Annotated in this window: 11 protein-coding genes; 2 read left to right on the top strand and 9 right to left on the bottom strand. The window is 35.1% G+C overall.

What is annotated here, in order from left to right:
- Positions 1-89: 89 nt before the first annotated feature.
- From BUB42_RS04605 to fahA, 9 genes are all read right to left on the bottom strand, one after another.
- The gene (locus tag BUB42_RS04605) at positions 90-1,160 is read right to left on the bottom strand and encodes a M20 family metallo-hydrolase (RefSeq protein ID WP_073017682.1); all 1,071 of its coding nucleotides are present in this window, start codon (positions 1,158-1,160) and stop codon (positions 90-92) included.
- 96 nt (positions 1,161-1,256) lie between these two features.
- Complete coding sequence (argB, locus tag BUB42_RS04610) at positions 1,257-2,042, bottom strand: acetylglutamate kinase (RefSeq protein WP_073017860.1); 786 nt, start codon at positions 2,040-2,042, stop codon at positions 1,257-1,259.
- Positions 2,043-2,117: 75 nt separating this feature from the next.
- A complete protein-coding gene (locus tag BUB42_RS04615; RefSeq protein ID WP_073017684.1) occupies positions 2,118-3,107 on the bottom strand; it encodes an N-acetylornithine carbamoyltransferase in 990 nt (329 codons plus the stop codon).
- A 156-nt stretch (positions 3,108-3,263) separates the two neighbouring features.
- Positions 3,264-4,406 (bottom strand): aspartate aminotransferase family protein, encoded by a 1,143-nt coding sequence (locus BUB42_RS04620; RefSeq protein WP_073017686.1) that lies wholly within the window; start codon positions 4,404-4,406, stop codon positions 3,264-3,266.
- A 152-nt stretch (positions 4,407-4,558) separates the two neighbouring features.
- Positions 4,559-5,536 carry an N-acetyl-gamma-glutamyl-phosphate reductase gene (argC, locus tag BUB42_RS04625; RefSeq protein ID WP_073017688.1) on the bottom strand — a complete coding sequence of 326 codons (978 nt, stop codon included), beginning with the start codon at positions 5,534-5,536 and terminating at the stop codon, positions 4,559-4,561.
- A gap of 245 nt (positions 5,537-5,781) precedes the next feature.
- Positions 5,782-6,975, bottom strand: a complete 1,194-nt coding sequence (locus BUB42_RS04630; protein ID WP_073017690.1) for an argininosuccinate synthase — start codon at positions 6,973-6,975, stop codon at positions 5,782-5,784.
- Between the two features lie 151 nt (positions 6,976-7,126).
- Positions 7,127-7,741 carry a GNAT family N-acetyltransferase gene (locus BUB42_RS04635; RefSeq protein ID WP_073017691.1) on the bottom strand — a complete coding sequence of 205 codons (615 nt, stop codon included), beginning with the start codon at positions 7,739-7,741 and terminating at the stop codon, positions 7,127-7,129.
- A 634-nt stretch (positions 7,742-8,375) separates the two neighbouring features.
- Positions 8,376-9,560 carry a hypothetical protein gene (locus tag BUB42_RS04640; RefSeq protein ID WP_073017861.1) on the bottom strand — a complete coding sequence of 395 codons (1,185 nt, stop codon included), beginning with the start codon at positions 9,558-9,560 and terminating at the stop codon, positions 8,376-8,378.
- 143 nt (positions 9,561-9,703) lie between these two features.
- Complete coding sequence (gene fahA / locus BUB42_RS04645; RefSeq protein WP_073017693.1) at positions 9,704-10,987, bottom strand: fumarylacetoacetase; 1,284 nt, start codon at positions 10,985-10,987, stop codon at positions 9,704-9,706.
- Between the two features lie 108 nt (positions 10,988-11,095).
- On the opposite strand from fahA, the gene glyA reads away from it, so the two are divergent.
- Complete coding sequence (gene glyA / locus BUB42_RS04650) at positions 11,096-12,370, top strand: serine hydroxymethyltransferase (RefSeq protein ID WP_073017695.1); 1,275 nt, start codon at positions 11,096-11,098, stop codon at positions 12,368-12,370.
- A gap of 113 nt (positions 12,371-12,483) precedes the next feature.
- Entirely contained in the window at positions 12,484-13,077 is a 594-nt protein-coding gene (gene miaE / locus BUB42_RS04655) for a MiaE family protein (RefSeq protein WP_073017697.1), read from the top strand.
- Positions 13,078-13,316 lie beyond the last annotated feature (239 nt).

Raw genomic sequence — 13,316 nt, forward strand, 5'->3', positions numbered from 1 at the left:
TTTAGCCCCGATAGCAGTGAAAATCCTTTTTATTTTTCTTTAAAAATAAAAAGATTGCAACGGATAGCGGGAAGCAGCTCCAAATTATTTTAGTGCTTAAAAAAATCTGTCAAAATTTTAATATACAAATCAATTCCTTCTTCAATTTCATTCAAATATATAAATTCATCCGCAGAGTGGGACCGTAATGTATCGCCAGGACCTAATTTTAAGGATTGGCAACTCAAAACCGCTTGATCTGAAAGGGTAGGAGAGCCATAAGTTGTTCTTCCTAATACCATTCCAGCTTGCACTAATCCATGAGTTATAGGGATTGAGGATGCGTTTAAATGCATCGAGCGCGGAGTGACTTCGGCTTTTACATGTTCTTTTACTACTTCTAAAATTTCAAGATTAGAATAACAATCATTGACTCTAATATCGACAACCAAATGACATTCTGCAGGAACTACGTTGTGCTGTTTTCCAGCATTGATTAGCGTTACAGTCATTTTTACAGCTCCTAAAACTTCCGATATTCTTTCGAATGTATAGTTTTTGAACCATTCTATAACAGGCATTGCATTGTAAATAGGATTGTCAGGATTATTGTGTGCGGCGTGACTGGCAGTTCCTTTGACAATTACGTCGAGCACAAGTAATCCTTTTTCGGCTATAGCTAATTGCATCAATGTTGGTTCACCCACAATGGCACAATCGAGCTCAGGTAAATGTTTTAAGACGCTGTTTAATCCCTTTTTGCCACTGCTTTCCTCTTCTGCGGAAGCGACTACGATAATATTGTAAGGCAGATTTTCATCTGAATAAAAATAAGCAAAAGTTGCTAAAAGCGAAACCAAACAACCGCCAGCATCATTGCTTCCTAATCCATATAATTTGTCTTCCTTTACGATAGCTTCAAATGGATTATTTAAATATCCTTGGTTTGGTTTTACAGTGTCGTGATGCGAATTTAGTAAAAGCGTCGGTTTTGTTATATCAAAATTTTTATTAAAAGCCCAAATATTATTATTCTCTCTTTCGAAAGGAATACTATTTTGAGTAAACCATTTTTCGATTAAGAGTGCCGTTTGATCTTCTTCACTTGAAAAGGAGGGAGTTTTAATTAGCGATTTTAATAACTCAATGGCTTCTTCTGTTAGGATTTTTATGTTTTTCATGTTTTATTTGCCACAAGGGCGCTATTTTTTTGCCACGAAGACACAAGGGCACAAAGTTTTTAATCTGTGTAAAATTGTGAAATTTGCGTTATCATTTTATAATTCTATCGTTGTGCAAATTGAATCGTCATTTTGCAACATTCTGTGATGGCCAATTTTTATTTTTTGAACTCCTTTGGACAAGCTGTGAAAACAATTATCCAGTTTTGGAATCATGCCAGAATGTATCGCCTTTTCGGCTTTTAATTTGGAATACAATTCTTGATTTATGGTTGCAATTACGGTAGAATCGTCTTCAGCATCAAGTAAAACACCGGGTTTCTCAAAGCAGTAATTCAAAGTTACATCAAAAACCTTCGATAAAGCAATCGCTAATTCACTGGCAATGGTGTCTGCGTTTGTATTTAATAATTGCCCTTTCCCATCGTGCGTAATCGCGCAAAATACAGGAACGATTCCGCTCAAAAGTAAATTGGTTAGCAAATCAATATTTACTTTTTTGACATCTCCTACAAAACCATAATCGATGCTAGGATGGTTTCTCTTTTCGGATTGGATTAAATTCCCATCAGCACCGGAAAACCCCATCGCATTGGTATGATTTGCCTGCAATTGAGCAACGATATTTTTGTTGATTTGTCCCGCATAAATCATCACAACAACTTCAAGCATTGCTGCATCAGTAATGCGTCGTCCATCAATCATTTGAGGAACTAAACCAATACTTTTAGCCATTTTAGTAGCTGATTTTCCGCCGCCATGAACCAATATTTTATAACCTTCTCCCGAGTATTCGGGATTAGAAAAATCAGCTAAAAACTGAGATAATTCGGTTGGATTATCAATGATGTTGCCGCCTATTTTTATGATCCTCACCCCCAACCCCTCTCCAAAGGAGAGGGGAGCTGAAACTGGCAGATGGGAGTTTTGAAATGGTAATGTCATAATGCACTATTTTTATTTTGCAGATTTACTTTTAAAAAGCACCTCCTTTGGAGGGGTTGGGGAGGATTTCAATATTTTATGAAGCACTAATTGTACCGCATACGTTCTATTATTGGCTTGTTCAATTACAATCGAATTCTCGCTGTCAATCACTTCATCAGTTACAATTACGTTACGTCTTACGGGCAAGCAATGCATGAATTTAGCATTATTTGTCAATTTCATTTTATCAGCTGTTACAGTCCAAGTGGGGTCAGTGTTGGTGATTTGACCATACTCCTTGTAATTACTCCAGTTTTTGGCATAAATGAAATCGGCATTTTTAAAAGCTTTATCTTGATCGTACTCAATTCTTGAATCTTTGGTAATTTCTGGATTCAATTCATAACCTTCGGGATGTGTAATAACAAAATCAGCATCTTGTAACTGCATCATTTGCACAAAGGAATTTGCAACCGCTTGCGGGAGCGCTTTAGGATGAGGTGCCCAAGTCAAAACGACTTTTGGTCGGTGTTTTGTTTTGTGTTCGGTCATTGTGATAGCATCGGCAAAAGCTTGCAAGGGATGCCCTGTAGCGCTTTCCATATTTACAATTGGAACCGTGGCATGTTTTAAGAAACCCATGAGTACAGTTTCAGCATTATCTTTTTCCTTATCTATCAATCCTGCAAATGCCCTGATAGCAATAATATCACAATATTGGGAAACTACCTCTGCCGCCTCTTTAATATGTTCCGAAGCGCCAGAATTCATGACAGCACCGTCTTCAAACTCTAATGTCCAACCCTCACTGGTAAAATTCATTACCATTACGTTCATTCCAAGATTTAAAGCAGCCTTTTGCGTGCTCAAACGCGTTCTTAAACTGGAATTAAAAAACAACATGCCTAAGGTTTTGTTTTTACCTAGTTTCTTGTTTTTAAGTGGTTTTTGCTTAATCTTGAGGGCTTGTTTTACCCATTTTTCGAGCGAATCTATATTTTGGATGGAGATGTAGTTCATTGCTATAGTTTATATTAGGTTTAAAATAATTCAACGGTTGTAAATTTAGAAAAAGAACAAAGTGAAACCTTTCTACTTTTTTTTATGTTGAAAAATAGTACGATTACTTCACAGCCGCGTTACAGTTAATACGGCTTCATCTATTTATGTTTCTGTTTAGATTATTTGTAATTCGGCCAAACTTTCTTTTAAAGCGGTAATAAAAGTATCTATTGCTTCTTTTTTTATTGTCAATGGTGGAAGGATTCGCAATAAATTTTTATTGCTGGCACTTCCTGTAAAAATATGCTTTTCAAGAATTAGTTTTTTTCGTAGGGCACTAACATCAAAATCAAATTCGACACCCAGCATTAAACCTCTGCCTTTTACTTTAATTACTTCTGGAATAGATTTTATTTGTTCCTGAAAATAAGCAGAAATAGATATTGCATTTTCCATCAGTTTCTCTTTTTCTATAATATCCAAAACAGCAATTCCAGCGGCGCAAGACAAGTGGTTTCCACCAAAAGTAGTTCCTAACATTCCATACACTGCTGCAATATGATTGCCAATTAAAACGCCTCCAATAGGAAATCCATTTCCCATTCCTTTAGCAATAGTAATTATATCGGGTTTGATGTTATGGTGTTGAAAACCAAAAAACTTACCCGTTCTGCCATAACCAGCCTGCACTTCATCTAAAATAAGAACGACGTCGTAGGTTTTACACAATTGTTCTAAAGCGTGAAAAAACGTGGTCGAAGCTTGGTCTAAACCGCCTACACCTTGAATGGATTCGATTATAACAGAGGAAACATCTCCTTTTTTAAGTTCATTTTCTAAGGCAGCAACATCATCAAAAGGCAAAAAAGTAACTTTTTGTTGCTTGTTTAGAGGGGCATTAATTTTTTCGTTATCAGTAACAGCGACAGCCGCAGAGGTTCTTCCGTGAAAAGCGTTGTTAAAAGCAACTATTCTTGATTTGCCATTAGCAAAGGAGGCTAACTTCAATGCATTTTCATTGGCTTCAGCCCCAGAACTGCACAAGAATAAATTATAATCTTCACAACCAGATAGTTTTCCTAGTTTAGTAGCTAGTTCTTCTTGAATTGGATTTTGAATCGCATTGGAATAAAATGCCAAATGATCCAATTGATCTTTAAGTTTTGCCACATATTCTGGATGCGTATGACCTACTGATATGACGGCATGACCACCGTAAAGGTCTAAATATTCTATTCCTTTGTCATCTGTAATGATGCAATCTAGTCCTTTAACAGGAGTTACATCATATAATGGGTAAACGTTAAATAAGTTCATATTGTTCCTCCCCCTAACCCCCTCCGAATGAGGGGGAATCTATAACAACGGGGGGTGTTGCTTTTAAAATCAAATGAATATTTATGATGTAATTTTTAATTTTATTTATCAGTATTTTTTTTGTTCCCCGGCCGTGGCTGTATCAGGGGGATCTAAAACCCACTTGGTTTCAATTTTAATCCTGTCGTTTCATCCAATCCAAACATCAAATTCATGTTTTGAATCGCCTGTCCCGAAGCACCTTTTGTTAAGTTATCAATTACGGAAGTAATCAGTAACCGATTTCCTTTTTTCATTAAACTGATGATGCATTTGTTCGTTTGCACTACTTGCTTCATGTTGATCGCGCTAGTTGTCACGGTTACAAAAGGCTGATCAGCATAGAAAGTTTCATATTTTGACACTATTTCTTCTAAACTTTCCTCGATTGTAGTGTACAAAGTCGCGAAAATTCCTCTGGCAAAATCGCCTCTGTTCGGTATAAATATTAATTCATTTTTATAATTGACTTGCAATTGGTTTACACTTTGGTTTATTTCGCCCAAATGTTGGTGTTCAAAAGCTTTGTAATGCGACATATTATTGGATCTCCAACTAAAATGTGTCGTTTCCGAAGGGGTAACTCCAGCGCCGGTGCTTCCTGTTGTGGCGTTTATGTGAACATCAGTTGTTAGTACTCCGGCTGTCGCCAAAGGCAATAATGCCAATTGAATTGCGGTTGCAAAACAACCGGGATTAGCTAAAAATTGCGCGTTTTTGATACTCGATTTATTTAACTCAGGTAAACCGTAGACAAATGATTTTCCTTCGAATTCTGCGTCTTTTGTCAAACGGAAATCATTTCCTAAATCAATGATTTTAGTGTGAGTTGCAAATTTATTTTGCTCTAAAAATGATTTGGATTTACCATGACCTAAACAGAGGAATACCACATTTACATTAGGATTAATAGTGTTGGTAAAATTCATTTCAATATCCCCAAGTAAATCTTGGTGCGCAACCGAAACTGGTTTTCCAGAATTAGTGGTACTGTAAACAAAATCAATTGTTGCATTGGGATGAAACATCAATATTCTGATGAGTTCTCCCGCTGTATAACCGGATCCACCTATTATTCCAACATGTATCATTATCTCTTTTTTTAAATATTTTTATTGTTTTAACAGGTAAGGAATCAAGTCACCTTTAGTACAAAATTCATAATTTTTTAAAAGTTTATCTAAATTTCTTTTGAAAACTAAAACTTGATTTTTAGCCCCGATTGAAGTGAAAATCCTTTTCCTTTTTATTTTCAAAAAGGAAAAGATTGCAACGAAAAGCGGGACAAATTTTCTTCAAAAACAAAGTATTTCTGCTCCTAAAAAAGCATACTATTTTACACGTACGTTTCCTTATTCACCGATGAAAATATGTTTTGCGCATTGCCTAAAATTTTGATAAACCCTTTGGCATCGTCAGCGGTCCACGCATTGTTCATTTCGCCATATTGACCAAAACCGGTGTTCATTAAATCATTATCAGATTCAATTCCGTCCAACGTGAAATGATAGGGTTTTAACGCTACTGTCACCGTTCCATTTACTGTTTTTTGCGTGTCTTCAAGGAAAGTTTCGATATTTCGCATCACTGGATCCAGAAATTGACCTTCATGAAACAGCATTCCGTACCAGTTTCCCAACTGTTCTTTCCAGTGCTGTTGCCATTTTCCAAGGGTGTGTTTCTCCAGTAAATGGTGTGCTTTGATAATAATTAACGGCGCGGCAGCTTCAAAACCAACTCTCCCTTTTATTCCTATTATCGTATCGCCAACATGTATGTCTCTACCAATTGCAAAGGCGCTTGCGAGTTTTTCCAATAAAATGATATTTTTTACAGGCGTATCCATTTTGTTATTGATCCCTACCAATTCTCCTTTTTCAAAGTGCAAAGTCACTTTTTCTTCGCCCTCTCTTTGCAATTGCGAAGGATATGCTTCACTTGGAAGCGGAAGGTTTGAGGTCAAGGTTTCTTTGCCGCCAACACTCGTTCCCCAAAGTCCTTTATTGATGGAATATTGTGCTTTCTCCCACGAATATTCTACACCGTTGGCCTGTAAATACGCCACCTCTTCCTGTCTTGATAATTTCAAATCGCGGATAGGGGTGATGATTTCTATTTCGGGAGCGATGGTTTGAAAAATTAAATCAAATCGGATTTGGTCATTTCCTGCGCCAGTGCTTCCGTGAGCAATTGCATCAGCACCAACTGATTTGGCATATTTAATCGCTTCCATAGCTTGAAAAACACGTTCGGCACTTACTGATAGTGGATACGTATTATTTTTTAACACATTTCCATAGATCAAATATTTGATTGCCTTATCATAATATTTATCTACAATAGTAAGATTGATATGTTTTGCGCTTCCTAAATCATAAGCTCTCTCTTCAATTGCTGCTAATTCGGCTTCGTCAAATCCTCCTGTGTTGATAAGCACGGTATGAACTTGGTATCCTTTTTCGTTCTTCAAATATCTCAGGCAGTAGGAGGTATCTAATCCTCCGCTATATGCTAATACAACTTTTTTCATAATATTATTTTTTTCCTTTCCCTTCCCGACGCTTCGGGACGCTCCAAAGGAGGGGGAGCCAAAACTGGCAATTGGGAATTTTTATTTATTGATACTAATTATTTTTTTTCCTCGATTCCTTCTTTTTTAGTGAAGGCTATGGAGGGAATTATTATTTTAAGAATAATGCAGCTTTTATTGATTTTAGTCTTTTGAGAACCCGGACATTAAATGGATGTTTTGGAGGATCTTTCGGTTGTTCTTTCGGGTCATAAAGCATTCCTGTGCAGAGACATAACTTATTGTCTTTGCTTTTTAGGATTTCATAATTAGTGCAGGTTTGGCATCCTTTCCAAAAACTCGGATCGTTAGTCAATTCTGAAAAAGGAACTGGCTTGTACCCTAAATCTGAATTTATTTTCATCACAGCTAAACCTGTTGTAATTCCGAAAACTTTGGCATCTGGATATTTCTCCATTGAATAGTCAAATACTTTTGATTTGATTTGTTTTGCCAAACCTAAATTTCTATAATCGGGATGTACAATTAAACCAGAATGCGCTACAAATTTCCCATGTTGCCAACTTTCGATATAACAAAAACCGGCAAATTTTCCGTTATCTAAGGCGATAACTGCATCCTGGCTTTCCATCTTTTTCTGGATGTATTCAGGTGTTCTTTTTGCTATTCCTGTACCTCTTAATAAAGCAGACTGTTCAATGGTATCGCATATTTCCTGCGAATATTTATAGTGTTCTTCCTGTGTTATAATTATAGAAATATTCATTTTAAGAGTTGAATTTCAGAGTTAAAAAATGAGCTGTAAGTTTGTTTTGAAACGTATTTTTTATCCCACTAAAATTAAAACTTAAATACGAAATTACAATCCAATAAATTGAATAACAATGTATTAGTCGTATTAGTCTAATGATTTTGGAATATGCTATTCCACCAGAAATTAAATGTGATTTCAAAACGATAAAATGAAAAATTAATAAAAATATATCAGAACACTTGTGGAAACTATACTAATAGCGTCCGTACTTCGGGAGAAGTAGTAGGTCTGTTTGTCCGTGAGGTTGGATTTATATTTAAATTATTATTTAGCATTGGGTCAAAAGTAAACAAATTTTTGTAATGAATGACTCAATTAGTCATTTGTAACAAATTTTTATGGTATTGTTGATTTTTGTTCAAAAAAAACCCCTGATCGTTTTAAATCAAGGAGTTTTATAATAATTGTATTTATGTTTTGAATTTACTGTTGAAAAGAATTAAAATTTGTAAGGTTTACCACTTTAACATGATTGTAATGGAGCACGAAACGTTGTTTGTAAGTCCTTCTTAATCAAGCCTGCGCTCGATTTGACAAAAACATGACAGTAATTTCAAAGACTATTTTGTATAAGTAAGTAGTAACACTAATTTCTAAATCGATTTTGGCTAATTATTCCTTTTAATTTTGCTTTTAAATCTTCACCAGTGTCATAAACCATCTGCTCGCTATCAGGAAACTGAACTGATGTTCTGTCAAAATATGAAAAATAATTATCATCTGATGCTCGTCTATCTCCTTGATAAGTGGCATATATGTTTTCAAAAACATATTCGCTAGTTAACGGGAAGGTTTTTAGTAATTGATTGTTTCTCAGATTTGTATAATCAATTTTAGCTGTAATTTGGCATGACTTAAATTGTCTAAATTCGTAAATACTCGCTGTGACCGTTCTTAAATTATCAACTAGAACTACTTTCCCTTTTTCGTCAACAACTTCTTTTCCATTGGCATCGATTAGTTTTTTGAAACCATCTTTAATGATTCGTTCTTTTGCAAATTCTCTTTCTTTGATTTGCTCTGGCGAAATAAATATTTGTCTAAAATTGATTATCATTCCGTAATCATAATTAGTTCCTTTTTGCTTTGAACTATGGTAGACGGTCCATCTATCATTAATTCCCAAAGTGCTAAAATCTAATAAATCATTTTGCAACCGAACAGGAATAATCATATTGGTTTCATTTTTAGTATAAACCCAAACAAAATCCAGTCCTTTAAATTTAGCTTCATCCATTAATTGTAGAACATTTTTGTAATTTGGATTTATTTGATTCAAATATTCCAAATCGTCAAACGCTTGCCTAAAATTCATTTTATCTGAAGTGATCATTAATTTCTTAGCATTGGCATACAAATAGGCTGCCAAGGCGTTTTTACTATCTATAATTTGATCGTTATAATTTTCAAATGGAAATATAGCATTTCTTCCTTCGCGTAAAAGTTTAAGTGGCAATATTGGTTTGATTTTTTCTTGACGCTGGTTTAGTTGTAAGTAAGTATTGTACATCTTTTCCAACTTTGCAGGATTTGCATCTTTTACAAGTAAATTGATCGCGTTTAAGTCGCGCTCCTTTGCTTTGGCGAAAGCCTCTTCAATTAAATAGACGTAATCTTGCTTGCTTTTTTTGTCTTTATTAGTCCGTAGATTAGAAATAGCGTTGTCAATTGCTTGATCATAATTGCCCGAACTTAAAAAGTTTCGTGTTTGCTTTAAACCGCAGCTAATGATAATAATAAAGAACGAGAATAGTAAGGTAATTTTTTTCATAAGCATTTTTATAAATTGGAGTATTTCTGAGCCTTTCTTATTATTGAGATTATATAGTTTTAAGTTTGAAGCCAAAAATAATGCCATAAAAAAACCTAACAAAAATAAAGAATTGTTAGGCTTAAAAACTTTTATTTTTTACTTTATTTTCGGACGAATGTTGGTAATAATTTACTGGAAACTTCACCAAAACCAATTCTTACATTTTCATTTTGAGAATATCCTTTCATAATTACCGTATCATTGTCATTGATAAATTTACGTTCGGTTCCATCATTCAACTTGATTGGGTTTTTTCCTCCCCAAGTTAATTCCAGCATCGAGCCAAAACTACTAGGTGTAGGTCCTGATATAGTACCTGAACCCATCATATCGCCTGAATTTACTCGGCAACCATTTGAAGTATGATGCGCTAATTGCTGACTCATTGTCCAATACATATATTTGAAATTAGAACGTGATATTACAGTTGGCTCTCCCTTTTCAGGCTGTATTGCGACTTCTAGATTTATATCAAAAGAGTGTTTTCCTTTTTGTTGTAGGTAGGGAAGTGGTGTTGGTTCTTGCTTTGGGCCTTTAGTTTTGAAAGGTTCTAACGCATCCATAGTTACAATCCATGGCGATATTGAAGAGGCAAAACTTTTTGCTAAAAATGGACCAAGTGGCACATATTCCCATTTTTGTATATCTCGAGCGCTCCAGTCATTTAGCAAAACCATTCCAAAAATATATTCTTCGGCTTCGGTAATTAGAATATTCTCGCCCATAATGTTGACATCAGTAGTAATAAAGGCAGTTTCTAATTCGAAATCTACTAAACGTGACGGACCAAAAACAGGAGTTGATTCACCATTTGGCAATGTTTGACCCATTGGTCTGTGAACCGGAATTCCTGATGGAACTATTGTAGAACTTCGTCCATGATAACCTACTGGAATGTGAAGCCAGTTTGGTAATAATGCATTTTCTGGATCGCGAAACATTTTCCCCACATTAGTCGCGTGCTCCTTGCTAGAATAAAAATCAGTGTAATCACCTATTAGAACCGGCAATTGCATTTCCACTTCATCCATCTTAAAAATGATGGTTGCACAATCTTTAGCGTTTTCCTGTAATTTTGGATTTTCCACGTCAAAAAGTTCTGCAATACGATTGCGAACTAAACGCCATGTTTTTTGACCATCTGAAATAAAGTCATTCAAAGTATCTTGCATGAACATGTCATCCGTAAGTTCAATTCCCTCGAAATAGTTTAATTGCTGGAGTGCTCCAAGATCAATGGCAAAATCGCCAATTCTAGTTCCTACAGTTACTATATTTTCTCTTGTAAGAAAAACTCCAAAGGGTATGTTTTGTATTGGGAAATCACTGTTTGAAGGAACTTCTAACCATGATTTTCTATTAGTATCGTTAGCTGTTATTGGCATATCGTGTTAATTAATTTGTTAAAAAATAACTCGTCAAATATATTATAATCTAACTATTAACCAAACGTTTTTTTGTATTTTTGCATCAAATTAACGAAAATCAAAAAAATGCAACGCGACAAACAAATTTTTGACCTTATTCTAGAAGAACAAGAAAGACAAATTCACGGATTAGAACTTATTGCCTCAGAAAACTTTGTAAGTGACGACGTGATGGAAGCAGCTGGTTCAGTGTTAACTAACAAATATGCTGAAGGATATCCTGGCAAAAGATACTACGGAGGTTGCGAAGTGGTTGATGTTGTGGAGCAAATTGCTATAGATAGAGCCAAAGAATTATTTGGTGCTGAATATGCCAATGTGCAACCACACTCGGGATCCCAAGCAAATACTGCAGTTTACCATGCTTGTATTAAACCGGGAGACAAAATCTTAGGGTTTGATTTAGCTCATGGTGGTCATTTAACCCACGGTTCGCCGGTTAACTTTTCAGGCCGTATTTATACACCTTCGTTTTATGGTGTTGATAAGGAAACTGGATTATTGAACTACGATAAAATTCAAGAAATAGCAACTAGAGAACAGCCAAAATTAATTATTGCAGGAGCATCAGCATACTCTCGTGATATGGATTTTGAGCGTTTTAGAGTTATCGCAGATAGTGTAGGCGCAATTTTATTAGCCGATATTTCTCATCCTGCTGGGCTTATCGCCAAAGGTTTGATGAATGATCCGTTACCGCATTGCCATATTGTTACCACTACAACACATAAAACATTACGAGGTCCTCGTGGTGGATTAATTATGATGGGTAAAGATTTTCCAAATCCATTTGGTTTAACAACTCCAAAAGGAGAAATAAGAATGATGTCATCTTTATTAGATTTAGCGGTTTTCCCCGGAAATCAAGGTGGTCCATTAATGCACATCATTGCTGCTAAAGCTGTCGCTTTTGGTGAAGCATTACAAGATGAATTCTTCACTTATGCTTTGCAATTACAAAAAAATGCAAAAGCTATGGCCGAAGCATTTGTAAAAAGAAGTTACGAACTTATTTCGGGAGGAACTGACAATCACATGATGTTGATCGATTTAAGAAACAAAAATATTTCTGGAAAAGACGCTGAAAATGCTTTAGTAAAAGCAGAAATCACAGTAAATAAAAATATGGTTCCATTTGACGATAAATCGCCATTTGTAACTTCTGGAATTCGTGTAGGAACAGCAGCGATTACTACTCGCGGACTTGTAGAGGCAGATATGGAAACTATTGTTGAATTAATCGACAGAGTTTTAGTCGATCATACTAATGAAGATGTTATCGAAGCGGTTGCTAATGAAGTAAACGAAATGATGAGCGATAGATCTATTTTTGTGTATTAATACATATTAGCATTCAGTTTTAAGAGTCGAAAGTTAAAATTAGAAAAGATAGTTAAGTATTCTTTTCCAATTTTGATTGTCGACTTTTGATTTCAACTAAAAAAATAATAATTATGTCAGTACTAAGATTGAAATTACCAACGGATCCAAGATGGGTCAATATTGTAGAAAAAAATATAGAAGAAATATTGACAGATCACGCTTGGTGTGAACAAAAAGCAGCTACCAATGCAATTACTATTATCACAAATAACTCAGAGCATCAGGATTTAGTGCAGGATTTATTGGCTCTAGCCAAAGAAGAGCTTGATCATTTTGAACAAGTGCATAATATAATCATCAAACGTGGATTAAAGTTGGGACGCGAGCGCAAAGACGATTATGTAAATGAACTGTATTTGTACATGAAAAAAAGCGGTAACGGCAGCCGCGTGTCCAGTTTAGTAGAACGATTACTTTTTTCGGCTATGATTGAAGCTAGAAGTTGTGAACGTTTCAAAGTGCTTTCTGAAAATATCCAAGATGAAGAATTATCAGTATTTTATCGAGATTTGATGGAAAGTGAAGCAGGTCATTACACCACTTTTATTACATACGCCAGAAAATACGGAATAGGAATAGACGTAGAAAAAAGATGGAGGGAATGGATTGAATATGAAGCATCGATCATTGCAAACTATGGCAAAAGCGAGACAATTCATGGATAATGTATAAGTAATACCTTTTATTTTAAAGATGTCAAAGTCACTCCATAATGTAAATTCGATTTACAAGAAATCCCAATTTTGAACTCAAATATCCATTTAATTATATCGAGGAAATAATATCTAAAAAAACGTAAAAAATTATACTTAAGAATTAACTCTCCTAAATGAGTTACTCAAATCGTCGTTTCAACTTTTTTACTTGTTCAAAAATGTATATTTTAAGTCGGAATTATATAACA

Origin of the sequence: Flavobacterium micromati (genome assembly GCF_900129585.1) — a bacterium.
Taxonomy (GTDB): domain Bacteria; phylum Bacteroidota; class Bacteroidia; order Flavobacteriales; family Flavobacteriaceae; genus Flavobacterium; species Flavobacterium micromati.